Annotated in this window: 24 protein-coding genes; 8 read left to right on the top strand and 16 right to left on the bottom strand. The window is 68.3% G+C overall.

Annotated features, from left to right (window positions below; genetic code table 11):
• Positions 1 to 203: 203 nt before the first annotated feature.
• Genes B9Y70_RS06915 through prpD form a run of 3 tightly spaced genes read right to left on the bottom strand, consistent with a single transcriptional unit; the run spans position 204 to position 3,859 of the window.
• A complete protein-coding gene (locus B9Y70_RS06915; RefSeq protein ID WP_420838437.1) occupies positions 204 to 1,376 on the bottom strand; it encodes a bifunctional 2-methylcitrate synthase/citrate synthase in 1,173 nt (390 codons plus the stop codon).
• 39 nt (positions 1,377 to 1,415) lie between these two features.
• On the bottom strand, positions 1,416 to 2,345 hold the full coding sequence (gene prpB / locus B9Y70_RS06910; RefSeq protein WP_085549533.1) for a methylisocitrate lyase: 930 nt from the start codon (positions 2,343 to 2,345) through the stop codon (positions 1,416 to 1,418).
• Entirely contained in the window at positions 2,345 to 3,859 is a 1,515-nt protein-coding gene (gene prpD / locus B9Y70_RS06905; protein ID WP_085549532.1) for a 2-methylcitrate dehydratase PrpD, read from the bottom strand. The genes prpB and prpD overlap by 1 nt, the downstream gene beginning before the upstream one ends.
• A gap of 171 nt (positions 3,860 to 4,030) precedes the next feature.
• Between prpD and B9Y70_RS06900 the strand changes: the two genes are divergently transcribed.
• A complete protein-coding gene (locus B9Y70_RS06900; protein WP_085549531.1) occupies positions 4,031 to 5,353 on the top strand; it encodes a short-chain fatty acyl-CoA regulator family protein in 1,323 nt (440 codons plus the stop codon).
• Positions 5,354 to 5,518: 165 nt separating this feature from the next.
• Here B9Y70_RS06900 and B9Y70_RS06895 read toward each other — a convergent pair whose 3' ends face one another.
• From B9Y70_RS06895 to upp, 4 genes are all read right to left on the bottom strand, one after another.
• Positions 5,519 to 6,928 carry an NAD(P)H-quinone dehydrogenase gene (locus B9Y70_RS06895; protein WP_143337558.1) on the bottom strand — a complete coding sequence of 470 codons (1,410 nt, stop codon included), beginning with the start codon at positions 6,926 to 6,928 and terminating at the stop codon, positions 5,519 to 5,521.
• Positions 6,929 to 6,996: 68 nt separating this feature from the next.
• Positions 6,997 to 8,205: a M20 family metallopeptidase gene (locus B9Y70_RS06890; protein ID WP_085549530.1), complete on the bottom strand. Its 1,209-nt coding sequence runs from the start codon at positions 8,203 to 8,205 to the stop codon at positions 6,997 to 6,999.
• 48 nt (positions 8,206 to 8,253) lie between these two features.
• Positions 8,254 to 8,685, bottom strand: a complete 432-nt coding sequence (locus B9Y70_RS06885) for a helix-turn-helix domain-containing protein (protein WP_085549529.1) — start codon at positions 8,683 to 8,685, stop codon at positions 8,254 to 8,256.
• Positions 8,686 to 8,754: 69 nt separating this feature from the next.
• The gene (gene upp, locus B9Y70_RS06880; RefSeq protein ID WP_085549528.1) at positions 8,755 to 9,390 is read right to left on the bottom strand and encodes a uracil phosphoribosyltransferase; all 636 of its coding nucleotides are present in this window, start codon (positions 9,388 to 9,390) and stop codon (positions 8,755 to 8,757) included.
• A gap of 52 nt (positions 9,391 to 9,442) precedes the next feature.
• On the opposite strand from upp, the gene B9Y70_RS06875 reads away from it, so the two are divergent.
• From B9Y70_RS06875 to B9Y70_RS06865, 3 genes are read left to right on the top strand one after another with little or no spacing between them, the layout of a single operon-like run.
• Positions 9,443 to 9,712, top strand: coding sequence for a hypothetical protein (locus tag B9Y70_RS06875; RefSeq protein ID WP_085549527.1), 270 nt, complete (start codon positions 9,443 to 9,445; stop codon positions 9,710 to 9,712).
• Positions 9,709 to 10,590, top strand: coding sequence for a C40 family peptidase (locus B9Y70_RS06870; protein WP_085549526.1), 882 nt, complete (start codon positions 9,709 to 9,711; stop codon positions 10,588 to 10,590). Before B9Y70_RS06875 ends, B9Y70_RS06870 begins: the two co-directional genes overlap by 4 nt.
• Positions 10,591 to 10,612: 22 nt before the next feature.
• Positions 10,613 to 11,842: a hypothetical protein gene (locus B9Y70_RS06865; RefSeq protein ID WP_085549525.1), complete on the top strand. Its 1,230-nt coding sequence runs from the start codon at positions 10,613 to 10,615 to the stop codon at positions 11,840 to 11,842.
• Between the two features lie 121 nt (positions 11,843 to 11,963).
• Here B9Y70_RS06865 and B9Y70_RS06860 read toward each other — a convergent pair whose 3' ends face one another.
• Positions 11,964 to 12,902, bottom strand: coding sequence for an adenosine deaminase family protein (locus tag B9Y70_RS06860; protein ID WP_159449793.1), 939 nt, complete (start codon positions 12,900 to 12,902; stop codon positions 11,964 to 11,966).
• A gap of 26 nt (positions 12,903 to 12,928) precedes the next feature.
• On the opposite strand from B9Y70_RS06860, the gene B9Y70_RS06855 reads away from it, so the two are divergent.
• Complete coding sequence (locus tag B9Y70_RS06855) at positions 12,929 to 14,191, top strand: serine hydrolase (RefSeq protein ID WP_085549523.1); 1,263 nt, start codon at positions 12,929 to 12,931, stop codon at positions 14,189 to 14,191.
• Here the strand turns inward: B9Y70_RS06855 and B9Y70_RS06850 are convergent.
• The 6 genes from B9Y70_RS06850 to B9Y70_RS06825 form a co-directional block, all read right to left on the bottom strand.
• Positions 14,133 to 15,017: an RDD family protein gene (locus B9Y70_RS06850; RefSeq protein WP_143337557.1), complete on the bottom strand. Its 885-nt coding sequence runs from the start codon at positions 15,015 to 15,017 to the stop codon at positions 14,133 to 14,135. The two genes, B9Y70_RS06855 and B9Y70_RS06850, sit on opposite strands and share 59 nt — an antisense overlap.
• A gap of 109 nt (positions 15,018 to 15,126) precedes the next feature.
• A complete protein-coding gene (locus B9Y70_RS06845; protein ID WP_085549521.1) occupies positions 15,127 to 16,206 on the bottom strand; it encodes a YhjD/YihY/BrkB family envelope integrity protein in 1,080 nt (359 codons plus the stop codon).
• A 123-nt stretch (positions 16,207 to 16,329) separates the two neighbouring features.
• Positions 16,330 to 17,361 (bottom strand): tryptophan--tRNA ligase, encoded by a 1,032-nt coding sequence (gene trpS, locus B9Y70_RS06840; protein ID WP_085549520.1) that lies wholly within the window; start codon positions 17,359 to 17,361, stop codon positions 16,330 to 16,332.
• An 81-nt stretch (positions 17,362 to 17,442) separates the two neighbouring features.
• Positions 17,443 to 17,631, bottom strand: a complete 189-nt coding sequence (locus B9Y70_RS06835) for a hypothetical protein (RefSeq protein ID WP_085549519.1) — start codon at positions 17,629 to 17,631, stop codon at positions 17,443 to 17,445.
• Between the two features lie 56 nt (positions 17,632 to 17,687).
• Positions 17,688 to 18,518: a trimeric intracellular cation channel family protein gene (locus B9Y70_RS06830; protein ID WP_085549518.1), complete on the bottom strand. Its 831-nt coding sequence runs from the start codon at positions 18,516 to 18,518 to the stop codon at positions 17,688 to 17,690.
• A gap of 7 nt (positions 18,519 to 18,525) precedes the next feature.
• Positions 18,526 to 19,434: an exodeoxyribonuclease III gene (locus B9Y70_RS06825; RefSeq protein WP_085549517.1), complete on the bottom strand. Its 909-nt coding sequence runs from the start codon at positions 19,432 to 19,434 to the stop codon at positions 18,526 to 18,528.
• 98 nt (positions 19,435 to 19,532) lie between these two features.
• On the opposite strand from B9Y70_RS06825, the gene B9Y70_RS06820 reads away from it, so the two are divergent.
• The 3 genes from B9Y70_RS06820 (at position 19,533) to metX (ending at position 24,564) form a co-directional block, all read left to right on the top strand.
• Positions 19,533 to 21,749, top strand: coding sequence for an NADP-dependent isocitrate dehydrogenase (locus B9Y70_RS06820; protein ID WP_085549516.1), 2,217 nt, complete (start codon positions 19,533 to 19,535; stop codon positions 21,747 to 21,749).
• Between the two features lie 206 nt (positions 21,750 to 21,955).
• Positions 21,956 to 23,278: an O-acetylhomoserine/O-acetylserine sulfhydrylase gene (locus B9Y70_RS06815; RefSeq protein WP_085549515.1), complete on the top strand. Its 1,323-nt coding sequence runs from the start codon at positions 21,956 to 21,958 to the stop codon at positions 23,276 to 23,278.
• 149 nt (positions 23,279 to 23,427) lie between these two features.
• Positions 23,428 to 24,564 carry a homoserine O-acetyltransferase MetX gene (gene metX / locus B9Y70_RS06810; RefSeq protein WP_085549514.1) on the top strand — a complete coding sequence of 379 codons (1,137 nt, stop codon included), beginning with the start codon at positions 23,428 to 23,430 and terminating at the stop codon, positions 24,562 to 24,564.
• A gap of 79 nt (positions 24,565 to 24,643) precedes the next feature.
• On the opposite strand, the gene B9Y70_RS06805 is transcribed toward metX, so the two are convergent.
• Together B9Y70_RS06805 and B9Y70_RS06800 are read right to left on the bottom strand one after the other, a co-directional pair.
• Positions 24,644 to 24,964 carry a DUF3017 domain-containing protein gene (locus B9Y70_RS06805; protein WP_205410421.1) on the bottom strand — a complete coding sequence of 107 codons (321 nt, stop codon included), beginning with the start codon at positions 24,962 to 24,964 and terminating at the stop codon, positions 24,644 to 24,646.
• Positions 24,957 to 25,811 carry a bifunctional methylenetetrahydrofolate dehydrogenase/methenyltetrahydrofolate cyclohydrolase gene (locus B9Y70_RS06800; RefSeq protein WP_085549513.1) on the bottom strand — a complete coding sequence of 285 codons (855 nt, stop codon included), beginning with the start codon at positions 25,809 to 25,811 and terminating at the stop codon, positions 24,957 to 24,959. The genes B9Y70_RS06805 and B9Y70_RS06800 overlap by 8 nt, the downstream gene beginning before the upstream one ends.
• Positions 25,812 to 25,835: the final 24 nt, after the last annotated feature.

Here is a 25,835-nt window from a genome sequence, read left to right as displayed (position 1 = left end):
GGGATTCGCCCTGTGGAACACGGCCAACCGGACACATACGGCCAGGTTGATGCCCGTTTCCGGACACCGTTCACGGGGCGTCGATAAGCGATATTTTGTTCCGCACAGCGGAACTGCGGGCGCGGCCGCACGCACGGCGAAACCCACGCCAGCCACCCCAATGTGTGGGCAGTGCCGTGGGTTCCGTCGCACCTGTCCGCCAGTTACTTGCGGGCGGCCAGCGGGGTGACCTGACGCTGCTCCGGGCCGTTGTACGCGGAGAGCGGGCGGATGAGGGAGTTGTCGTTGTACTGCTCCACGATGTGGGCGGTCCAGCCGGCGATGCGGGCGATGACGAACAGCGGAGTGAAGAAGTCCACCGGGAAACCGAGCAGGTGATAGGCCGGGCCGGCCGGGAAGTCGAGGTTCGGCTTGATGCCGGTGCGCTCGTCCATGGCGGCGGCCATCTTCTCGTACATCTCGACCCACTTGGCGCCGTCGTGACGCTCGGCGAGGTCGCGGAAGGACTTCTCCATGGACGGCACGCGCGAGTCGCCCTTCTTGTACACGCGGTGGCCGAAGCCCATGATGAGGTTCTTGTTGTCCAGGGCGTTGTTGATCCAGTCAGTGGCCTTCGCCGGATCGTCGATCTCGAGCATGGTGTGCATGACGAACTCGTTGGCGCCGCCGTGCAGCGGGCCCTTGAGGGCGCCGATGGCACCGGTGATCGCGGAGTACACGTCCGAACGGGTGGAGGTGATGACGCGACCGGTGAAGGTGGAGGCGTTGAAGGAGTGCTCCGCGTAGAGGATGAGGGACTTCTCGAAGTCGCGGACGTCATCCGGGTTGGAGGCCGGGGAATCCTCGTCGTTGCCGAAGACCATGGACAGCAGGTTGTGGGCGACCGACTTGTCCGGGTCCGGGGCGACGATGTCCTTGCCCTGGCGACGACGGATGTCCATGGCCAGCACCATCGGCAGCTGGGCGAGGAGGTTGTGGCCGACGTGGGTGATGTGGTCGGCGTCCGGGGTGAAGTGCTCCGCGTCCTTGGTGCCCATGTAGGACACGGCGGTGCGCATGACGTCCATCGGGTGGCAGTCGGTCGGCAGGGAGTGGATGAGGGCGATGAGGCCCGGATCGAGCTTGCGGTAGGAACGGCCGCGCTTGTTGAACTCGGCGAGCTGCTCCTCGGTCGGCAGCTCACCGTTCCACAGCAGGTAGAAGACCTCCTCGAAGGAGCACTCGGCCACCAGATCCTGGACGGCGTACCCGCGGTAGGTCAGGGAGTTGGTCTCCGGCATGACCTTGGACACGGCGGTGTAATCGGCGATGACTCCGTAGAGTCCCTTGCGGACCTCAGGGTTGTTGTTCTCGGACTTCGCGGACTTATCGGACATGGTGCTCATCCCCTTTCAAGGGCTGTTTCGTGGTGGGTGTCAGTTCTGGAAGGTGGGCTGGTAGGTGTCCGCCGAATAGGTGAACACCTCCTGGTCGAAGGCGTTGTACTCGTTGTAGCGGAGCAGTTCGTAGAGGCGGGAGCGGTGCTGCATGCGGTCGACCCACCCGGTCTGGGTGCCGGTGGCGGCGATCTCGGCGAGCGCCTCCTCCACCTGGCCCATCGCGATGCGCAGGGTGGTCACCGGGTAGATCACGGCGTTGAAGCCGAGGTCCTCCAGCTGCTTCGCGCTGAGCAGTTCGGACTTGCCGAACTCCGTCATGTTCGCCAGGAGGGGCACGTCGACGGCCGCGCGGAACTTCTCGAAGTCCGCCGGGGTGTGCAGCGCCTCGGTGAAGATGAGGTCCGCGCCGGCGTCGGCGTAGGCCTTGGCGCGCTCGATGGCGGAGTCGATGCCCTCGACGCCGGCGGCGTCGGTGCGGGCGCAGATGACGAACTGGTCGTCGCGCCGCTCGTTGACCGCCGCCGTGATCCGCCGCAGCATGAGTTCGGTGGGCACGACCTCCTTGCCGTCGAGGTGGCCGCAGCGCTTCGGGTTGACCTGGTCCTCGAGGTGGCAGCCGGCGACCCCGGCGTCCTCGAACTCGGAGATGGTGCGGGCCGCGGACATGGGCTCACCGAAGCCGGTGTCGGCGTCGACGAGCACGGGCAGGTCGGTGACGCGGGCGATCTGGCGGGAGCGGTGGGCGACCTCCGTGAGGGTGGTCAGTCCGATGTCCGGCAGGGCCAGGTCGGCGGCGACGACGGCGCCGGAGACGTACACGCCCTCGAAGCCGGCCTCCTGGATGGCGCGCGCCACCAGCGGCGAGAACGCGCCCGGGAACTTCTGGATCTTCCCGCTGTTGAGGCCGTCCCGGAATGCTTGACGACGCTCCGTCGGGGTCACCGTCGAGGAGAACAGGCCGGCCATCAGAACAGACCCTCGCCCACGGTGGGAGCCTGCGCGAGGACGTCCTCGTCGATCTCGATGTTGAGCTCGGCCAGGTCGGTGAGGTTCTCCAGGTTCTCCGCGGCCGCGAGGAAGCGGTCCTGCTCCTCCCGGGAGACGACACCCTCGCACAGGGTGCGGAACTTGGCGATGTACTGCTCGCGGGCGAAGGGGCGGGCGCCGAGCGGGTGGGCGTCGGCGACGGCCAGCTCATCCTCGACGACGGTGCCGTCGGTGAAGGTGATGACGGCCTTGGCACCGAAGGCCTTCTCGTTCGGGTCGGTGGAGTGGTAGCGGCGGGTCCACTCCGGGTCTTCGACGGTGGAGATCTTGTGCCACAGCTCGATGGTCTCCGGGCGGTTGGCGCGCTCCGGGGCGTAGGAGCGCTCGTGGTGCCAGTCGCGGTCCTCGAGTGCCACGGCGAAGATGTACATGATCGAGTGGTCGAGGGTCTCGCGGGAGGCCTGCGGGTCGAACTTCTGCGGGTCGTTCGAACCGGTGCCGATGACGTAGTGGGTGTGGTGCGAGGTGTGCAGGACGATGGACTCGACGTCGGCCAGGTCCTTGCCCTCCGCAGCCAGCTTCTCGCCCATACGGCGGGCCAGGTCGATCGGGGCCTGGGACTGGTACTCGGCGGAGTGCTCCTTGGTGTAGGTGTCGAGGATGCCGCGCTTCTCCTCGCCATCGGCCGGCAGCGGGACGGTGTACTCGTGGCCCGGGCCGGAGAGCAGCCACGCGATGACGCCGTCCTCACCCTCCCAGATCGGGGACGGGGCACCCTCGCCGCGCATGGCACGGTCGACGGCCTCGATGGCCATCTTGCCGGCGAAGGCCGGGGCGAAGGCCTTCCAGGAGGAGATCTCGCCCTTGCGGGACTGGCGGGTGGCGGTGGTGGTGTGCAGCGCCTGGCCGATGGCCTGGTAGATCGTCTCGACGTCGAGGTCGAGGAGGGTGCCGATGCCGGCCGCCGCGGAGGGGCCGAGGTGGGCGACGTGGTCGATCTTGTGCTCGTGGAGGCAGATGCCGCGGACCAGGTCGACCTGGATCTCGTAGCCGGTGGCCAGGCCGCGGATGAGCTCGCGGCCCCCCTTGCCGGCCTGCTGGGCGGCGGCGAGGATCGGCGGGATGTTGTCGCCCGGGTGGGAGTAGTCGGCGGCGAGGAAGGTGTCGTGGAAGTCGAGCTCACGGACGGCGGTGCCGTTGGCCAGGGCGGCCCACTCGGCGGCGTACTTGCCCTTGAGGCCGAAGACGGAGGCACCGCGGCCGTCGGTGACGGGGCGTGCGGCGGCCATGGCGCGGGCGGAGGTGACCGGGCGGCGCAGGACGGACGCTGCCTGGACGGCGGCGTTGTCGATGATGCGGTTGATGATCATCTCTCTGGTCTCCTCCGGAACCTCGACGGGGTCGGCGGCGACGCGGGCGATCTTGTGGGCCAGGTGCTCCTCGCGGGGGAAGTCCTCGGCGGAGCGGTAGGTACGCACGGTGTGGTTGATCATGGTTCTCGGGCTACTCCTTGTGAGCGGTGACTGCGTTGCCCATCACAGTAATGCGAATCGTGTGTTGGGTGTCACAGTGAAGCCTGTGTAAACTTGTGGCATCACATCCCGGGTTCTGCAAAACTTGCAGAAAGACCTGTTCAGAGCGGTAAACGTCCGAGAGGCACACACATGAGCAAGCACTTCGCGGGGGCACGGATCCGCACATTGCGGAGGGGCCGCAACCTCACGCAGCAGGAGATGGCCCGCCGCCTCAACCTCTCGACGAGCTACCTCAACCAGCTGGAGAACGACCAGCGCCCCCTCACCGTCACCGTGCTCATGGCCCTGTCGCAGCACTTCGACGTCGACCCCGCCTTCTTCTCCCCCGATCACGACGCCCGCACCATCGGTGAACTCCGCGACGCCTTCCCCTCCGTCCCCGACGACCAGCTCGCCGACCTCGTCGCCCGCTACCCCGACCTCGTCGCCGAGGTCCTCGAACTGGCCGACCGCGCCCCCTCGCGTGTCGACGACTCCCCTTACCGCCTCGTCCGCGACTTCTTCTACGAGGCCCATAACTACGTCCACGAACTGGACCTCCTCGGCGAGGAGCTGGCCAGCCGCCTCGGCGACCCCCAGCTGCGCCTCACCCGCTTATCGACGTCCCTCGACCGCGACCTCGGCGTCGTCGTCCGCTTCCGCAAACTCACCTCCGGCCCCCGCCGCGTCTACCACCCGGAGACCCGTGAACTGCACCTGCGCACCGGTCTCTCCGAGGCGCAGCTGTGCTTCGAACTCTCCCTCCAGTACGCGCTCACCGGCCACGCGGACGTGCTGCACGGGATCGCCGCCGACCTGCCCACCGAGGAGGCCCGCGAGATCGCTGTCCTCGCCCTGGCCCAGTACTTCGCCGCGGCCGTCGTCATGCCCTACGAGCAGATGCTCTCCACCGCCGAGGACGTCCGCTACGACATCGACCGCCTCGCCGTCCACTTCGGCACCGGCTTCGAGACCACGTGCCACCGCTTATCGACGCTCAACCGCCCCGGCAACCGCGGCGTCCCCTTCTTCTTCGTCCGCACGGACCGCGCCGGCAACATCTCCAAACGCCAGTCCGCCACCGGCTTCCACTTCTCCCGCTCAGGCGGCTCCTGCCCCCTGTGGGTCATCCACCGCGCCTTCGAGACCCCGGGGCGGGTCACCCGCCAGGTCGCCGGCATGCCCGACGGCCGCCACTACCTGTGGATCGCCCGCACCGTCGCCGGCCAGATCCACGGCTTCGGCCAACCCCGCAAGGAGTTCGCCGTCGGCCTCGGCTGCGACCTCGAGCAGGCGGAGCGGCTGGTCTACGCGCAGGGCCTCGACCTCTCCCCCGCCTCGGCCACCCCCATCGGGCCGGGCTGCACGACCTGCCCCCGCGAACGCTGCCCCCAGCGCGCCTTCCCCCTCGCGGGCCGCCAGGTGGTCGTCGACCTCGACGCCACCCTCGACTTCTCCTACACGACGTACTGATCCGCCCCGCTGCTTGGGCTCGGGGCTCGGGGCTCGCGATCGTGGAGTAGGGATCAGGGCGACCCCGAGCCCACGGGGGCCGGATACCCGCGATGCCGAGGGGACGAATGCGAGGGGGCGGCCCCGAGCCCCGAGCCCCGAGCCCCGCGCCGGGACCCGCGGAACCTACGCCAGGTCGTCGGTGGCCACCAGGCGACGGGCCGCCTCGGTGATGGAACCCGACAGCGACGGGTACACGGCGAAGACCTCCGCCAGCTGCTTGACGGTGAGGTTGTTGGACACGGCGATGGCGATCGGCAGGATGAGCTCGGACGCGGTCGGCGCGACGATGACACCGCCGATGACCAGGCCGGAGTTACGGCGGCAGAACAGCTTGACGAAGCCGTGCTTGAGCGAACGCATCTTGGCGCGCGGATTGGACTGCAGCGGCAGGACGACGGCGCGGGCCGAGACGTCGCCGTTCTCCACCTGCGCGTGGGTGACGCCGACGGCGGCGATCTCCGGGCGGGTGAACACGGCGGTGGCCACGGTCTTGAGGCGGATCGGGGTGACACCCTCGCCGAGGGCGTGGTACATCGCCATGCGGCCCTGCATCGCGGCGACGGAGGCCAGCGGGAACAGGTCGGTACAGTCACCGGCGGCGTAGATGCCGGCGACGTTGGTGCGGGAGACGCGGTCGACCTTGATGTGGCCGGAGTCCGCGGTCTTCACGCCGACGTTCTCCAGGCACAGGCCCTCGGTGGCGGGGATGGAGCCGATGGACATGATGGCGTGGGAGCCGAAGATCTCCCGGCCGTCGGAGGTGCGGACGCAGACACCGCCGTCGTCGGTGCGCGTGACCGACTCGACGCGGGCGTGCTTCTCCAGGGAGACACCGCGCTGCGAGAGGACGTGCTCGAGGACGTCCGCAGCGTCGGCGTCGTCGTGCGGGAGGATGCGGTCACGGGAGGCTACCATGGTCACCTTGACGCCCAGTTCGGCGAAGGCGGAGACGAACTCCGCACCGGTGACACCGGAACCGACAACGATGAGGTGCTCCGGGGTCTCCTCCAGGTCGTACACCTGCTGCCAGGTGAGGATGCGCTCACCGTCCGGCTTGGCGTTGGGCAGGATGCGCGGGGTGGCGCCGGTGGCGATGAGCACGAGGTCCGCCTCGTAGACCTCCTCGGAGCCGTCGGCGAGCGTGGCGGTGATCTCGTGGTGGACCTGGTCGATCTGGGACTCCGCGAAGCGGCCCCGGCCGTTGACGAACTTCACGCCGGCGCGCTCGAGCTGCACGGCGATGTCGTCGGACTGCTCCTCCGCCAGGTTCTTCACACGCTGGTTGAGGGCGGGCAGGTGGATGCGGGCGCGGCCGAGGAGGGAGTTGAGGCCCATGTCGTCGGCGCGGCGGAGGTCGGTCTTGATGCCGGTGCCGGCGATGAAGGACTTCGAGGGCACACAGTCGAGCAGGACGGAGGAACCGCCGATGCCGCGTTCCTCGATGATCGTCACATCCGCTCCGTACTTGGCTCCGGCCAGGGCTGCCTCGTAGCCGGCGGGGCCTCCGCCGATGATGACGATGCGATTCTTCAAGGGGTCTCCTCCACGCGCGATTGGACCGTCCACAGGTTCCGTGAACAACTGGTCCCCGAGTTTAGTCGCTAGGAGAGGAAGCCGCCGGTGGTTGCACCCGTTCCGGTCCCCTCGCCGTACTGCTCGACGACGGAGGCGAAGAGGCGGACGCCGACGCCGATGGCGCGTTCGTCGACAAGCAGGTCCCCCTGGTGCAGATCACCCATGCGCCCCTCGCCGGACCAGCAGCCCAGACGGGCCATCGATCCCGGCACGTGCTCGAGGTACCAGGAGAAGTCCTCGCCGCCGGAGGACTGCGGGGCCTGGACGACGGCCTGGGGGTCGATGGAGCGGGCGGCGTCGGCAAGCAGCGCGGTGGCAACGTCGTCGTTGAGCACCGGCGGGACACCCCGCTGGTAGGCGAGTTCGTGGGTGCATCCGGTCGGGGCGAGGACCTGGGCAACGAGTTCCTCGAGCAGCTCCTGCAGGATGCGCCACGTGGCGATGTCCGCCGTCCGGATCGTGCCGGTGAGCTGGCCCGACTCCGGGATGGCGTTGGGCGCGTAACCGGCGTTGAGGGAACCGAAGACGAGGACCGTCGCCGTGCGCGGGTCGATGCGGCGAGAAAGCAGCGCCGGCAGCTGCGTGGCCAGGGAGGACAGCGCGTAGACGACGTCGTTGGTCAGGTACGGACGCGAGGAGTGCCCGCCGGGGCCGGAGACCTTGATGCGCAGGACGTCGGCGGCCGAGGTGATCGCGCCGGTGCGCACACCGATCTTGCCCACCTTGAGCTTCGGCTCGACGTGCACCGCGAAGATCGACCCGACCCCCTCCAGGCCACCCCAGGCGATGACGTCCGTGGCACCGCCGTCCATGACCTCCTCCGCCGGCTGGAACAGGACGCGGATGCCGTGGGTGAGGGTGTCGGCGCTGTCGGCCAAGGCGCAGGCCAGGGCGAGGGAGATGGTGGTGTGGACGTCGTGGCCGCAGGAGTGCGAGACGCCCGGCACCGCGGAGGCGAAGGGCAGCTTCGTCAGTTCGGTGACGGCGAGGGCGTCGATGTCCGCACGGAAGGCCAGACGGTCGGGGGTCTCCGGGCCGATGTCCACCATGAGGCCGGTGCCCGGGAAGCGGGTCGGGGTGAGCCCGTGGGCACGGAGCGTCTCCTCGAGGAACTCGGTCGTCTCGTACTCCATGTGCGACAGCTCAGGGTGGGAGTGAAGGTGACGGCGCCAGCCGAGCACCTCCTCCTTGTGGGCGATGAGCCACTCATCGACGCGCGCGGCGATTCCCTTCACGAACTGTCCTTTCCGCAGACCACAACCGGGGGTCAACGCCTATCGATCCTACTCGCTCGCAGTCCCCTCCCCCTCGATCGCGTGGCGGGGCTGCCCGGGGCGGATCTCCCGGGCCACCTCGGATTCATAACGCGGCAACTGTCCGTGCAGGACATAGGCGTCGCGGAAGGATTCCAGGTGGAGGCCGAGGTCGGAGGGCGGGCAGATGTCGGCCACCGGTTCCCCACCCGCGGGCAGCAGCACGGCGGGCGGGACGTCGAGGGCGCGGGCCAGGCGGTAGAGCGTCGACAGCTGCGGATCGGCCGGGGTGTCCGAGTTGCCCAGGTTACGTTCGATGTTGGAGATGGTGTTCCGGGCCAGGCCCGTCAACGCCGCCAGATCATCCTGGGTGAGTCCCCGCTTCTTGCGCACCGCGCGGAGGGTACGGCCGAGGCAGAGGCCGAAACTCGGCCACCCCTTCCACTCCTCCTCGTGCGACATTCCTCCACGGTGCCCACTGCAATAGGAAAACTCCGCCCACTGCAGTGGGCGGAGAAGGCGGGGAGGATCCTAGAGGTCGATGTTGCGCGGGCCGTAGAGACGGTCACCGGCGTCGCCGAGACCAGGGACGATGTAGGCGTCCTCGTTGAGGGAGGGATCCACGCACGCGGTGACCAGGCGGACGGGCAGCCCGGAGTCGGCCAGGGCGTCGACACCCGGCTGTGCGGAGACCATGCAGATCGCCGTGATGTCGGTGGCGCCACGATCGGCGAGCAGGCGGATGGCGTGCAGCAGGGAACCACCGGTGGCCAGCATCGGGTCGACGACGAAGACGGTGCGTCCGGTCAGGTCGTGCGGCAGCGCCTCCAGGTACGGCACCGGCTCGTGGGTCTCCTCGTTGCGGGCCAGGCCGATGAAACCGACCTGGGCGTCCGGGATCATCGACAGCGCCGGGTCGATCATGCCCAGCCCGGCGCGGATCACCGGCACGACGATCGGCGGGTCCTGCAGGCGGGTGCCGTCGGCGACGGCCACCGGGGTCTGGCAGTCGAAGTGCTCCACGGGCAGGTCGCGGGACGCCTCGTAGACGAGCATGGTGCCCAGGTCGGCAAGGGCGGCGCGGAAGGCGGCGTTGTCGCTGCGTGCGTCACGCATGATGGTCAGTCGTGAGGCGGCGAGCGGGTGGTCGACGATGGTGATCTCCATGCGCCCCAGAATAGCGGGAACCTTTCGCCCGTTTTCACAGTCCAATAAAGGCATGAGCACTCTCCGCCTCGATCCCGCCCATGCCCGTCTCCTGGCCACCGAGCTTCTCGACGCCGCCTCCCGCCCGCCCCTCACCCCCGTCACCGTCTCCGGTCCGGGCCGCTTCGCGACCTCACTTGTCGACGCCCTGCACCACCTCGACGACCAGACCCGGCAGGTCCACGCCCGCGCCCACGTACTCGGTGAGCGTTCCCGGCGCGTCATCGAGGCGGTCGATCACGAGGACCGTGCCCTGGCGGCACAGTTGGCGGGGCTGTCATGAGGGAGATCGTCCAGGCCGTGCAGCACATCGTGGACCTCGCCCCGGCGGAGGTCTCACCGGTTCACCTCCCGCCGTTGCCGGATTTCGGGGCGGCGGTGCCGTTGGCGGAGATGATCGCCCACGGTTCCCCCGGCGGGACGACGCTGGTGGAGGTGGCGGGGCATCTCAGCGGGGACCGGGATCTGGTCTCCCGGATCAGCGACCACGCCGCCGCGCACGTGGAGGCGACCCGTGCGGAGCTCACCCATCTGACGCAGGGGTTGCTCCAGCAGGCGGTGGGGGTGTTGCCGAGGTTCTTCTCCCCGGTGCCCGGCGCGCAGCTCGGGGCCCTCCTGGAACTGCAGCACCTGGCGGCGACGTTCTTAGGGGAGGCCACCGGCCGGATCACCGACCTCGACGCGGTGCTCGATCCGCTGGCCGACGACCTCGACCGGGTGACGGCCACCCATCACGCGGCCGCGCTGCCGACGGCCCCCGCCGACCCGGAGGCACCGGTGCCGGTGGTGGAGGCGGGGACGGACGGGGGCGTCGATAAGCAGGCCGGTGAGGCCGCCGTCGCGGCGGCGATGAGCGCCCTGGGCACCCCGTACGTGTGGGGCGGCACGACGCCGGCGGGCTTCGACTGCAGCGGGTTGACCCAGTGGGCGTACCGCCAGGCCGGGGTGGAGTTGCCGCGCCTGGCGCAGGAGCAGAACGTCGGCGTGCAGGTATCGGCGGACCAGCTGCAACCCGGGGATCTCGCGGTGTGGGACGGGCACGTGGCCATGTACGCCGGCGACGGGCAGCTCATCGAGGCGGGTGACCCGGTGTCGCTCAATCCGGTGCGCACGACGAACATGGGCATGGCGTTCAAGGGCTTCTGGCGGCCGACAGGGTAGGTCTCCGGTAGAATCCCGCCCCATGACCTCCCGTGCGATCATCCCCGTGAAACTGTCTCTGACCGAGGGCGACTTCTACACCCTGTGGGCACCGACCTGGAAGGAGCACGGAGCCGAGTGGCAGGCCTTCCTCGGCGACGACGCCGGGCTGTTCCTCTTCACCTCCCCCGCGAAGATGTACGCCTTCCTGCGTTCCGGGAAGCGCCACGACCTCACCTCCCACCCGAAGTGGGGCGCGTTCGACGCGCAGCCGGCGGATCAGATCGTGCCGGACAAGAAGGAGTCCTTCGACATCATCGGCGCCCCCGCGGTGCTGGCCGGGCGCCCCTCCTACGAGAACGTCTCCACCCTGGGCCGCGTCTTCCAGGTGTCCAAGTCCCTCGCGGAGGTCACGGGCGCCGACGACGCCGTCCTCTTCTTCGCCTCCCACTCCGTCCTCGGCAACGTCCAGCGCGGCGCCGACCACTACGCCGGTGAGCACGGTCTCGGCGAGTGGTCCGCCGTCGGCCGCGCGGTGCTGAGCAACTGGGACAAGGTCGTCGCCTCCCTCGACGAGCAGGTGCGCGTCATCGACGTCGACGACGCCGCCACCACCGAGGCACAGAAGCTCATCGACGACGCCCGCGTCCGCACCGCCGAGGCCCGCGCTGCCGCGGAGGCCGCCGCCAAGGAGGCCGAGGAGCAGGCCGACCCGTACGACTCCTCCGTGTGGGGCGTCGCCGGCATCGACCCGGTGAAGATCACCCTCGACGGCAAGTCCGTCTACACCCTGCGCACCTATGTCGACGGTGCGCCCGTGTTCCTCGGCCGCCACGGCGAGATCTTCACCTTCCCCACCACCCGTCAGCTCGCCCGCTGGCTGGTGGAGAACGACGAGCACGACATGGCGGGTCTGGCCACATGGGAGACCGTCATGACCCACGCCAACGCCGGTGAACTCGACGTCACCGTCCACCCGGACAACCAGTACTCCTTCCAGGGCCTGGTCTCCGACATCGGCAAGGGACCGGACGCCGTCGACACGGCCCAGATGGGCCGCGGTTACGAGCTGTTCGCCGACGCCGCCGACTGGGCCGCCGACGACTCGCTCAACTCCTACCTGCTGGCCAACCCGCGCACCCAGGACTACCTGTCCTACATGCTCGGCTCCACCGAGACCGCCGGCTACGTGCCCTCCAAGCCCTACTCCGATCACGCGAACGCGTGGAAGGAGCTGGAGGAGATGCTGGTCAAGCGTTTCTCGAAGTTCTGACGGCCGACGGTCGCTTATCGACGCCACGCTCCTCTCGTAAATACGTCGCTCGTATTTACGGGAGGAGGGTGGCGTTTCACGTGTGCCGCCTCCGACCTAACGGAGGTCCGACCTCACGTAATTACGAGTCGTCCGTGTCAGCGTCAGTGTCGGCGCCGGCGAACTCATCGAGCCCGGCCTGCAGATCCTGGGACTCGTAGGCGGGGAGGATGACGCGCTCGAGGAGGTCCTGACGCTCGACCTCCGTGAGGAAGGCACCACGCACGGCGTTGACGGTGAGGTCGAAGAACTCCTCCAGCCCGTAGCCGAAGATCTGCTCCAGCCGCTCGAACTCGGCGCTCAGGCTGCCCGCCGCCTCGAGCTGCGCGGTGTTGACCGTGCAGGTGAAACCGAGCTGCTGCAGCAGGGTGAGCGGGTGCTCGGAGTACTCGTCGACGACGCCGAGGGAGACCTCGAGAGACGGGGCGGTCTCGATGGTGAGGTGGCGGTCGCGTACCCAGCCGGAGATCTTCCCGGGCAGCACGCCCTCGAAGCCCTCGGTGTCGATGTGGAAGTCGTCGATGAGCGCCACGGCGTGCCCGAGGCGCACCGCACCGGCCTGCACCGCCTCGCCGATCTCGTCGATGCCGCCGTGGAGGCCGGCGTGGACTGAGAAGGGCACGTAGTTCTCGCGGAGCAGAAGGAAGGCGTCCGCGAACTCGGACAGACCGGTGAATTCGCCGGCCACGTCGAAACCGGCGATGTGGGGGCCGTGGTTGCGCACCACCAGCTCCGCGAGGGCGGTGGGATCCTGTCCGGGGTGGGCGGTGGGGATCAGGCGGGCGTCGATAAGCGGGACGTCGAGGCCAGCGACGGCGCAGTCGACGACCTCCTGGAGGGTCAGCCCACCGGTGGTGTGCAGGTGCGGCGAGATGCGCAGCTCGACGTAGACCACGTGGTCCTCCACGAGCCGCTCGAGATGCGCCCTGACCTGGGCGGTCAGCTCGGCGGGGGTCTGCGCGGGCGGGCCGGCGAGGTGGTCGTGGAGGAGGACCTTGGGAAGGTCGGAAATGTCGCTCATGGGGACCATCCTAACGGGGGCATACGATGTCTTTCGTCATGAAGATGCTCGCCTCACTCACGCTGGCGGTTGCGCTCACGCTGCCGCCCATGCCCGCCCCCGACGCGCCGGAGACCCCCGAATCCACGGAACCGGAGATCACCACGCGCGAGCACGCCCCCGACACCGACAACTGCCCGAACGTGCTCACCCCACCGGAACCGCGGACCACCTCCGAGGTGCCGCAGCCCGGCGCGGACCCCACTCCCCTGCCCGTCGTCGTCGACGGGCCCTGCGGGGTCACCGCGCCGCGCGGTTTCGACGTGCCCGAGGAAGTCCACGCCAGCGCCTGGCTCGTGGCGGACATGGACACCGGCGAGGTCATCGCGGCGAAGGACCCGCACGGGCGCTACCGTCCGGCGAGCATCATCAAGGTCCTGCTGGCGATGGTCGCGCTCGAGGAACTCGACCCGGCGCGGGAGGTCGTCATCGACCGGGCGTCCGCGGAGCAGATCGGCTCCGCCGTAGGCATCGGCGAGGGCGGCACCTACACCGTCGACGAGCTGCTCCACGGGCTCATGCTGGCCTCCGGCAACGACGCCGCCCACGCCCTGGCGCAGGAGCTCGGCGGCGACGAGGCGACGCTGGAGAAGGTCAACAGGCTGGCCCGGGAGCTGGGCACCACGGACACCCGCGCGGCCAGCTACTCCGGCCTCGACGCCCCCGGCATGTCCACCTCCGCCTTCGACATGGGACTCATCTACCGCGCGGCCTACGCCACCCCGCGGCTGGCGGAGATCATGAACACCGACCACATCCCCTTCCCCGGTTTCGACGACCTGCCCGGGTTCGAGGTGTGGAACGACAACGGACTGCTCATGAACGACGAGCACGGACTCGGCGGCAAGACCGGCTTCACCGACGACGCCAACCACACCTTCGTCGGCGCGAAGGAGCAGGACGGCCGCCGGGTGTTCACCGTCATCCTCGACACCACCACGGAGAAGGCCCGCCCATGGGAGCAGGCCCGCCTGCTCATCGACGCCGCCCTGCCCGTCCCCGCCGGCGAGGGCGTCGGCCTGCTGGAACCGGTGGTCGTCGACGAGGAGGAGCCCGCCCCCACCCCGGCCCCGGAGCAGGACCCGGCAGAGGTCCCGGGTGTCCACGACGCGGACGATCCCCGGCCCTGGGAGGAACCGGGGATCATCGCGGTGGTGGTGGTCAGTCTGCTCGCGCTGGTGGCGGCCGTGATCAGCGTCCGGACTTCCGGGCGACCTCGGCGCCGGCCCAGCGGTCGTGGGAACCGATGAAGCCGTTGTCCTGCTTGATGGACATGCCGATGGCGATCATGCCGAAGAAGCTGATGAGCGAACCGATGCCCGGGACGATGTTGATGAGGCGCCACCACTGGCGCTTCGCCGACTGCTCCCAGCTGAGCTTGTCACCGGTCTCCCGGTCCCGGACCTCGTAGCCGAACAGGTGCTTCGCCGGGGAGGCACCGGTGAGAACCTCGAAGCCCACGAACCATGCGGCGCCGAGGAGGGCGTAGAGCATGGCCCCGAGTGCGGCCTCGGTGTCCATGCCGACGAGCACGACGCTGGCCACCAGGGAGAAGGCCAGTCCGTCGATGATGAGCAGGCCCAGGCGCTTGAGGGCCGAGGGGCGGTCGACGTAGGCCCCCGGCACGGCACCGGTCATACCGTAGCCCTGCGGGGCCGGTACCGACGCGGTGTAGGGGGACGGGTGTCCGAAGGGGTTGCCCACCGGGCCCGACTGCGGGGAATCCGGCGTGTAGGTCGGGTAGTTGTACGCGTTCGCCCCCGGCTGCTGCTGCGGCTCCGGGTACGGCTCGGGGCGCAGGCTGGCGTCGGGGAACGTGCCGAAGTTGCCCAGGTGTTCCAGGTCGCTCCACGACATCCGGAGGGAGGCGTTGAGCGCATCGTCATAGGTGGCGCGACGCTGGTCGTCGGCGAGCACGGCGAAAGCCGTCTGCAGCCGGCGACGACGATCATCGGTCTCGGAGATGAACTGCTGCTCCATCTCCAGGTCGCGTTGGACCAGTGCGTAGCCGAGGTCCTCGGAGGAGGCGGAACGGTCGAGGTTGTGGATCTCGTAGAGGTTGGGCATCGAGTTCATGACGGTCACTTTATCCTGTGTGTTGTCTCTTGTTAGGCCCAGGATAGAAAAGGGAAGGGCCCCACCACATCGGGTGAAGCCCTGATCCTGACCCTGATGACCGGAAGGTCTACTTCCGACGCAGCAGGGCGATGGCACCGGCACCGATCGCCGCGGCCGCCGCACCCAGGCCGGCGGCGGTGCCGGCCCCCGGTCCCCGGTTGACCTCCTGGCGCACGCGGATGACGGCCGGCTCCGGGGCCGGCATCTGGGCCTGTGCCATGGACTCCTCGGAGGTCGCCGCCCAGGCGGACACGTAGAGCACCAGGCGCCACACCAGGTAGAGCAGGACCATGAGACCGATGATCGGGCCGAAGGTCGCACCCGCCGGGTTGGACAGGGCGTTCGAGGCGAACAGCGAACCGAGCTGCTTGATCACCTCGAAGGCGATGGCGCCGATGAGCGCCGCCTGCAGGCCGGAACGGCGCGGCACCTTGGTGCGCGGCAGGTAGAACACGAACCACGCCATGACGAGGAAGTTCGCCAGGACACCGACGACGATGGAGACGAGGAACGTGACGAAGCGGATACCCGGGACGTCGCCGAGGCCGAAGAACTCGAGGACGTAGGTGGTCAGCCCCGAGTTGAAGATCGCGGTGATGGCGAACGCGAGGACGAGGGCGAGCAGCAGGCCGATGAGGCCGAGCAGGTCGGAGGCCTTGTTCTTGACGAAGTTGCCCACCGCCGTCGGGTCGACCTTCCACATCTTGGACACGCCGTAGCGGAGGTTGTTCATCCACCCGAGCCCGGACCACAGGGCGGTCAGCGCACCGATGCCGGCGACGGCACCACGCTGCTCGATGGCGGTCTCGAGGATGTCGTTGAGGAGGGTGCCCACCTCACCGTCGACGGAGCCGGCGATCTGCTCCTGCACCTGGGAGAGCACCTCGGGGCGGTTCGCCAGGAAGGTGGCGATACCCGCGACCACGAGCATGAGGATGGGGAAGATCGCCAGCACCGAGAAGTAGGTGATGCCGGCGGAGTACTGGTTGCCGCCCATGGAGGAGTAACGGTCCTGCATGCGCATGAGGTGGTCGACCGCTTCGGATCTGTCCCGCACCTTGTCGACGGCGCCCGGCTCGTCGTCGCGGACCCGTTCAATGCCGAACTCGTCGGTGTACCGCTGGTCGGAATGTGTGCTCGTAGCCACGGGATCTCCTCGATAACGTTGAAACCATCACAGTGTTGATATGACTTCAACGGTAGGGAAAATCGTGGCGCAGTGCACCTGCTGCGGCTGAACCGTTACCTGTGGGCACCCGCCCCGGGCCGGCTAGCGCAGGGGGCGGAGGAATCCGACCTTGTCGTAGATGTCCTGGACGAGCGGCTCGGCGACCTCCCGGGCGCGCTCGGCGCCGACGGCCAGGATGCGCTCGAGCTCGCCGCGGTCGGCCATGAGCTCGTCGAAACGCGCGCGCAGCGGGGTGGTGAACGCCTCGAGGGCATCCGCGGTGTCGGCCTTGAGCGCACCGTAACCGGCCCCCTCGTAGCCGGCCACCAGCTGCTCCACCGGGGTGCCGGTGAGCGCCGACTGGATGACGAGCAGGTTGGACACGCCCGGCTTGTTGTCCTTGTCGTAGGCGATGATGCCGTCGTTGTCGGTGACGGCGGAGCGGATGCGCTTGGCGGAGGTCTTCGGATCGTCGAGAAGATTGACGCAGCCCTTGGGGTTCTCGCCGGACTTGGACATCTTCGCGGTGGGGTTCTGCAGATCCTGGATCTTGGCGGAGCCCTCCGGGATGAAGCTCTCCGGCACGACGAAGGTCTCGCCGTAGCGGGAGTTGAAGCGCTCGGCGAGGGTGCGGGTGAGCTCGAGGTGCTGGCGCTGGTCCTCGCCGACGGGCACGAGCTGCGGCTTGTAGAGGAGGATGTCGGCGGCCATGAGCACCGGGTAGGTGAACAGGCCGACGGTGGCCCGGTCCGCGCCCTGCTTGGCCGACTTGTCCTTGAACTGGGTCATGCGGGAGGCCTCGCCGAAGCCGGTGAGGCAGCCCAGCACCCAGGTGAGTTCGGCGTGCTGCGGCACGTGCGACTGCACGAAGAGAGTGGACTTGGCGGGGTCGATGCCCAGGGCGATGAGCTGGGCGGCGCCGGCGATGGTGCGCTGGCGCAGCTCCTCCGGGTCCTGCTCGACGGTGATGGCGTGCAGGTCGGGGATGAAGTAGAACGCGTCGTAGTTGTCCTGCAGATCGATCCACTGCTTGAGGGCGCCGAGGTAGTTGCCCAGGTGGTAGGAGTCCGCGGTCGGCTGGATGCCGGAGAGGACGCGCTGGCGGGAGTCGGTCGACGGGTTCTGCTCGTTCATGGATGTTGAGTGTAGCCCGCAACGCCGAAGGCGGCGTCGATCACCTGCTTATCGACGCCGCCTTCTCCCCACGGAATCCGCTCAGAGCTTGCGGGAGGTGGGGCTGTGCTTGTCCAGGGCGTCGGCAATGCCGGCCGTCATGAGGGCGCCGCCGGCACCCATGACGAGAGCGGCGATGATGGCCATGACGGAGAAACCGACGGCCATGTACCAGAAGATGCCTGCGGCGAGGATGACGGCACCGAGGACCAGGTAAATGAGAGCGCGCATGTGAGTTCCACTTCTCTTGAAAGTTCGACAGTCGTGCAACACTGTAGCACCCGGGGTTAGGCCCGGGGGCTGTCCTGCGGATCCGGGCCTTCCTCGTCCTCCGGCAGCGCCCAACGCTGCTTCTTCTGGCCCTTCGCCCGCTTCTTCCCCAGCAGGGTATAGCGGGAGATGTCGAAGCTGACGTGGTTGCGGGACCGACGCAGGCTGCGGCGGGTGGACTGGTAGTGCAGGGAGGACCGGGGGTTCTTCGACGCCCCCTCCGTCTGGTACTCGAACACCGGCAGGGAGAGCCCGAAGTACATGGCGATGACGCGGATGACGAAGGCCGCGACGAGTGTGATGACGATGGTCCAGTTCTCCCCCACTCCGATCTGCAGCAGCCCCATGTAGATGCAGGTGACGAAGATGGAGATGGTGGCGTAGAGCTCCTTGGAGAACACCAGCGGCACGCGGTCGCTCATGAGGTCACGGAGGACGCCGCCGGACACACCGTTGACCACCGACGCCACGCAGGCGATGACGAAGCCGTGCCCGAGCCCCAGGGCCATCTGGGTGCCGATGACGGAGAAGGTGGCCAGGCCGACGGCGTCGGCGAGCAGGAACACCTTCCGGAAGTGGTGCATGAGGAAGGACAACGACACGGTCACCAGCGCGGTGACGACCACGATGATGAGGTAGATCGGCTGCTCCACCCACGTCAGGGGGTAGGTGTCGAGCACCATGTCGCGGATGGTGCCGCCGCCGAGCGCGGTGAGCGCGGCGAGTGCCACGACGCCGAAGAGATCCATCTTCTGCTTGCCGGCGGCCAGGGCGGCGGTGATGGCCTCGGCGGTGATGCCGATGACGAAGGTGACGACGAGCAGCTGCGCGGTATCGACGGCATCCATGGGCGTCCTAGGAGTCGGTGGAGTAGGTTACATTCAGGGGGGAATGATCGGACCAGCGGGTCTCCACGGTGGGTGCGCGGTCAACCCAGCTGCGCTCGGCCCGGTGGAGCATGCTCTGCGTGGCCGCCTGGTAGTCGATGCGCCAGCCGGCGTTGTTGTTGAAGGCCTGCCCGCGGTAGGTCCACCAGGTGTACGGTCCATCCCCCTCCGGCTGGAGGCGACGGGCCACGTCGAACCACCTCGGTTCGGTGGCCGCACCTCGGATGGTACGCCCTGCGTAGTCGACCACTCCGAAGTACTCCCCCAGTCCGGGCTTGTCCTGCGGGGCGTCGTCCGGGAAGGACCCGAACACCGAGTCCATGAAGGCCCGCTCGTCGGCGAGGAAGCCGGACTTCTTCATGTTGCCCTTCCAGTTCTTCAGGTCTTCCCGGCGGTGGCAGATGTTCCAGTCACCACCGATGACCATGTCCGGGTACTCGGCCGCGAGGGTGTCGAGGTAGGGGCCGAACTCGTCGAGGAAGGCGTACTTCTCGTCCTGCTTGGCGGAACCCGCCGAGCCGCTCGGCAGGTAGAGGGAGGCCACCCGGACGCCCTCGTAGGTGCCCTCGATCCAGCGACCGGAATCGAGGAAGGAACCGACGCCGACGCGGACGTCGTCAAGCGGGGCGCGGGAGAGGATGCCCACCCCCGCCCGGCCCCGGGCGGCCGCCGGAGCGCCGACGTAGTGCCAGCCCGCGTCGAGGGCGGGTTGGAGGGCCTTGATCGACTCCTCGACGGTGGCGCGCACCTCCTGGAGCAGCACCACGTCAGCGGAGGACTCCGCGAGCCAGGCGAGCATGCCCGGATTGTCCTCGTTCCGCTGCTTCACGGCGGCGCGGATTCCATTGACGTTGACGGAGGTGATGGTCAGACTCATAGGGACCACCATATCCCCGACGGTGGCAGTGGTTAGGTACAGGCAGGTATCCTTAGCCGTTGACACTGCCGAAATTGAAGAAAGCGTTAGGGAGTTACATGGCAAAGATCATCTGGACCCGCACCGACGAGGCCCCGCTGCTCGCGACCTACTCGTTCAAGCCTATTGTGGAGGCCTTCGCCGGCACCGCGGGAATTGATGTCGAGACCCGCGACATCTCCCTCGCCGGCCGCATCCTGGCGCAGTTCCCGGACCGCCTCACCGAGGAGCAGCGCGTCGATGACGCTCTCACCGAGCTCGGCGAGCTGGCGAAGACCCCGGAAGCCAACATCATCAAGCTCCCGAACATCTCCGCCTCCGTCCCGCAGCTCAAGGCCGCGATCAAGGAGCTGCAGGAGCAGGGCTACGACCTCCCGGAGTACGTCGACTCCCCGCAGACCGACGAGGAGAAGGACGCCCGGAAGCGCTACGACGTAGTGAAGGGTTCCGCCGTGAACCCCGTACTCCGTGAGGGCAACTCCGACCGTCGTGCGCCGGAGGCCGTGAAGAACTTCGTCAAGAAGAACCCCCACCGCATGGGCGAGTGGTCCGCCGACTCCAGGACCAACGTCGCCACCATGGACGCCGACGACTTCCGCCACAACGAGCAGTCCGTCATCCTGCCGGCCGAGGACACCCTCTCCTTCATCCACGTCGCCGCCGACGGCACCGAGACCAAGCTGCGCGACGACCTCAAGGTCCAGGCCGGTGAGGTCGTCGACGGTACCGTCATGCGCGCCTCCGCCCTGCAGTCCTTCCTCGACGAGCAGGTCAAGCGCGCCCAGGAGGAGGGCATCCTCTTCTCCGTCCACCTCAAGGCCACCATGATGAAGGTCTCCGACCCGATCATCTTCGGCTACGTCGTGCGCTCCTTCTTCTCCGACGTCTTCGACAAGTACGGCGAGGAGCTGCTCGCCGCGGGCCTCGACGGTGAGAACGGCCTCGGCGCCATCTACTCCGGCCTCGAGGACCTGGACAACGGCGCAGAGATCCGCGCCGCCTTCGACGAGGCTCTGGCGAACGGCCCGGACCTGGCCATGGTCAACTCCGACAAGGGCATCACCAACCTCCACGTCCCGTCCGACGTCATCGTCGACGCCTCCATGCCGGCCATGATCCGCACCTCCGGCCAGATGTGGAACAAGGACGACAAGACACAGGACACCCTGGCCGTCATCCCGGACTCCTCCTACGCCGGCGTCTACCAGGCCGTCATCGAGGACTGCAAGGCCAACGGCGCCTACGATCCGACCACCATGGGCACTGTCCCGAACGTCGGCCTCATGGCCCAGAAGGCCGAGGAGTACGGCTCCCACGACAAGACCTTCAAGATCGAGTCCGACGGCAAGGTCGAGGTCCGCAACGCCGCGGGTGATGTCCTCCTCGAGCACGAGGTCTCCGCAGGTGACATCTGGCGCGCCTGCCAGACCAAGGACGCCCCGATCCAGGACTGGGTCAAGCTGGCCGTCGACCGCGCCCGCATCTCCGGCATGCCGGCCGTCTTCTGGCTGGACCCGGAGCGCGCCCACGACCGCAACCTCACCACCCTGGTGGAGAAGTACCTGGCCGACCACGACACCGAGGGCCTGGACATCCGCATCCTCTCCCCGATCGAGGCGACCAAGCTCTCCGTCGAGCGCATCCGCCGCGGCGAGGACACCATCTCCGTGACCGGTAACGTCCTGCGTGACTACAACACCGACCTCTTCCCGATCCTCGAGCTGGGCACCTCCGCCAAGATGCTCTCCGTCGTGCCGCTCATGGCCGGCGGCGGTCTGTTCGAGACCGGTGCCGGTGGCTCCGCCCCGAAGCACGTCCAGCAGGTCCAGGAGGAGAACCACCTCCGTTGGGATTCCCTCGGTGAGTTCCTCGCCCTGGCCGAGTCCCTGCGCCACGTGTCCCGCACCCAGGACAACGCCCAGGCCGCCATCCTGGCCGACGCCCTGGACAAGGCCACCGAGAAGCTGCTGGCCGAGGGCAAGTCCCCGTCCCGAAAGGTCGGCGAGATCGACAACCGCGGTTCCCACTTCTACCTGGCCTCCTACTGGGCCGAGGAGCTGGCCGCACAGTCCGAGGACGCCGCGCTGGCCGAGACCTTCCGGCCGGTCGCCGAGGCTCTCGCCGCCGAGGCCGCGACCATCGACCAGGAGCTCATCGACAACCAGGGTTCCGCCGTGGACCTGGGTGGTTACTACAACCCGTCCGATGAGAAGACCTCCGACGTGATGCGTCCGTCCTCTAAGTTCAACGAGATCATCGACGGTCTGAAGAAGTAACCTCCGCTTCCGCCGCTTGACGACGCCGCCCTGGCCCGGATTTCCGGGCCAGGGCGGTGTTGTCGTCCCCCTCACCACACCCCCTGGAGTGGACCACTTGGTCTAGCGGTGGATTATTTTTATTCAACGCAACTCAGCAGCGGAAACATCCCTGCCACAGACCACTCGGTTTACTTCCAGGGCGAATCCGTTCTACTCTTCCGCGCATGACTAAATACGACAACTCCGCAGCCGCCCAGTGGGACTTCGCCACCCGCTCCATCCACGCCGGTTCCACCCTGGACTCGGACAACAACTCCCGCAACCAGCCGATCCACCTCACCACCTCCTACGTCTTCGACTCCGCCGAACACGCGAAGCAGCGTTTCGCACTGGAGGACCTCGGCCCGGTGTACACCCGCCTGACGAACCCGACGGTGGAGGCCCTGGAGAACCGCATCGCCTCCCTCGAGGGTGGTGTCCACGCCGTGGCCTTCGCCTCCGGCCAGGCCGCGGAGACCGCCGCGATCCTCAACGTCGCGGGCGCGGGCGACCACATCGTCACCTCCCCGCACCTCTACGGCGGCACCGAGACCCTCTTCCAGGTCACCCTGAAGCGCCTGGGCATCGAGGTCACCTTCGTCGAGAATCCGGATGACCCGGAGTCCTGGCAGGCCGCCGTGCAGCCGAACACGAAGGCCTTCTACGGCGAGACCTTCGGCAACCCGGCCGCCGACATCCTCGACATCCCGGCCGTCGCCGAGGTCGCCCACCGCAACCACGTCCCGCTCATCGTGGACAACACCATCGCCACCGCCGCCCTGGTCCGCCCGCTGGAGCTGGGTGCCGACGTCGTCGTCGCATCGCTGACCAAGTTCTACACCGGCAACGGCTCCGCCCTGGGCGGCATCCTCGTCGACGGCGGTTCCTTCGACTGGGCCGTCGAGCGCGACGGCCAGCCGGTCCACGAGCAGTTCGTCACCCCGGACGCGGCCTACCACGGCCTGAAGTACGCCGACCTCGGCCCGGCCGCCTACGGTCTCAAGGCGCGGGTGGGCCTGCTGCGTGACACGGGGGCGTCGATAAGCCCCTTCAACGCGTGGGTGACGCTGCAGGGCCTGGACACCCTGCCGCTGCGCATCGAGCGCCACAACTCCAACGCCGTCCAGGTGGTGGAGTTCCTGCGGAATCATCCGAAGGTGTCGAAGGTGAACTTCGCCGGCGCCGCCGACTCCCCCTACCGCGCCGTCAAGGAGAAGCTGGGCCTGGAGTACACCGGCTCCGTGTTCACCTTCGAGCTCGACGCCCCGGGCGACGACCGCGAGAACGCGTGGCGCTTCATCGACTCGCTGCAGCTGCACTCCAACCTGGCGAACGTCGGCGACGTGCGCTCCCTGGTCGTACACCCGGCGTCCACCACCCACTCCCAGTCGGATGAGGCGGGCCTGGCGCGGGCACAGGTGACGCAGAAGACGATCCGCCTGTCGGTGGGCATCGAGGCCGTCACCGACATCATCGCCGACCTCGAGCGCGCCCTCGACGCCGTCTAAAAGACAGCTTGGTCCATATATATCCACGTCCTTGAACTGCGGGGACGTGGATTCTGGCGCCTTTGCTGTTTGCGCGGGCGGGCACGGATATCTAGTCTTTCAACAAGATGCCCGCCGTTTCCCCCAGCGCACCAGGAAGGTGACCTCCCATCGCTAACCTCACTCTGGCCCCGCAGGGCGAACTCGCGCAGATCCGCATCGGTGACCTCCCCACGGAGGCCGGCGGCGTCGTCCGTGACGCCACCATCGCCTACCGGCGCTGGGGCGAGTTCCGGGGCGATCCGGACGGCACCAACAACCTCGTGCTCATCGAGCACGCCCTGACCGGCGACACCAACGTCGCCGACTGGTGGGGCGACCTCCTCGGCCCCGGCCGCGCGCTCGACACCGACGCCTGGTGCATCGTGTGCACCAACGTCATCGGCGGCTGCCAGGGCTCCACCGGCCCCGCCTCCGAGCACCCGGACGGCGGCCGCTGGGGTTCGCGGTTCCCGGCGATCTCCATCCGCGACCAGGTCTCCGCCGAAAAAATGCTTCTCGACGCCCTCGGCGTCTCCCGCTTCCACGCCGTCCTCGGCGGTTCCATGGGCGGTGCCCGCGCGCTCGAGTGGGCGCTGATGTACCCGGACAAGCTCAACGCCTCGTGCGTCATCGCCGTCTCCGCCCGGGCGAGCGCCTGGCAGATCGGCATCCAGACCGCGCAGATCTCCGCGATCGAACGCGACCCGGCCTGGCAGGGCGGCGACTACTACGACACCGGCTCCTCCCCCGACGCCGGCCTCGCCGCCGCCCGCCGCATCGCGCACCTCACCTACCGTGGCGAGCAGGAGCTCGACGAGCGCTTCGGTGCCGGCCGCCAGGACGGGGAGAACCCCCACGGCGAGTTCCGGGACCCGGAGCAGCGCTTCGCCGTGGAGAGCTACCTGCAGTACCACGGGAGGAAACTGGTCGAGCGTTTCGACGCCGGCAGCTACGTCGTCCTCACCGAGTCCCTCAACCGCCACAACATCGGCCGCGGCCGCGGCGGACTCAACAAGGCCCTCGGCGCCTGCCGGGTGCCGACGATGATCGTCGGCGTCGACACCGACATCCTCTACCCGTACCACCAGCAGGAGCACCTCTCCCGCAACATCCCGGAGCTCATGGGCATCGCCCGGATCTCCTCCCCCGTCGGCCACGACGCGTTCCTCGCCGAGTTCCGGCAGATGGACCGCATCATCCGCCGCTTCTTCGTCCTCAGCGTGCTGAACGACGACGACCACGAGGACGACGGCTACCTCATCTAGGCGGCATTTCATACTCCGAAGGGGGTCCGGAGGCACCCGGACCCCCCTTCGAGGTATCTTTCGCCGGGCCTGCGCCGCACTAGGACCCCAGCGCGTCCACCGACGCCGCCAGGAACGCCATCGTCCCCCCGAGGACGGTGCAGAAGGCGGCGTCGAAACGCCGGGAGCGCACGGCGAACACGCCCACGATGCGGGAGTCGCACGTGTAGCGCACGACGGCCAGCCACAGCAGCGAGGCCCCGAGGACGAACGTGGCGCGGCGCCAGTGCTCGGTGAGGGCGAAGACACTCGCCACGATCACCCCGAGCACGAACCACCCGAGGAATCCCCACTGCACCCAGCGGGGCAGCCGCGAGGGTGCCACCGACAGGTCGTGGGGATTGTCCAGCGGTCTACTCACCTGCGAGCAGTTCCGCCCTCTCGACGACGTTGGACACCAGGAAGGCGCGGGTCAGCGGGCCGACACCACCCGGGTTCGGGGAGACGAAACCGGCGACCTCCCAGACATCCGGGTGGACGTCGCCGGCGAGCTTGCCGTCGAGACGCGAGACACCGACGTCGAGCACCGCGGCGCCCGGCTTGATCATGTCGGCGGTGAGCATGTGCGGCACGCCCGCGGCGGCGATGATGACGTCCGCGTTCTTCGTCTCCGCGGCCAGGTCCTTCGTGCCCGTGTGGCACAGGGTGACGGTGGAGTTCTCGGAACGGCGGGTGAGCATGAGGCCGATGGGGCGGCCGACGGTGACGCCACGGCCGATGACGACGACCTTCGCGCCGTCGAGTTCGACGCCGAAGCGGCGCAGCAGGTGGATGGAGCCGTTCGGGGTGCACGGCAGCGGGGCGGGCTCGTTGAGGACGAGCTTGCCCAGGTTGACCGGGTGCAGGCCGTCGGCGTCCTTGTCGGGGTCGATGGCGGCGAGCACGGCGTTCTCGTCGAGGTGCTTCGGCAGCGGGAGCTGGACGATGTAGCCGGTGCAGGCGTCGTCGTTGTTGAGCTCGTCGATGACGGCGAGCAGGTCCTCCTGGGAGATGTCGGCCGGCAGATCCTTACGGATGGAGTTGATGCCGATCTGCTCGCAGTCGCGGTGCTTCATCTTCACATACGAGTGGGAGGCCGGGTCGTCGCCGACCAGCACCGTCGCCAGGCCGGGCACGATGCCCTTCTCCTTGAGCGCGGCGGTGCGCTTGCCCAGATCCTCGAAGATCTCGTTCCGATACAGCTGTCCGTCAAGTTTGATCGCAGTCACGCCCCTCATCCTAGACTCTCCTGC

Source organism: Corynebacterium pollutisoli, from assembly GCF_900177745.1.
Taxonomy (GTDB): domain Bacteria; phylum Actinomycetota; class Actinomycetes; order Mycobacteriales; family Mycobacteriaceae; genus Corynebacterium; species Corynebacterium pollutisoli.
The sequence above is the reverse complement of the archived record's forward strand: the minus strand, read 5'-3'. Positions and strand labels throughout refer to the sequence as shown.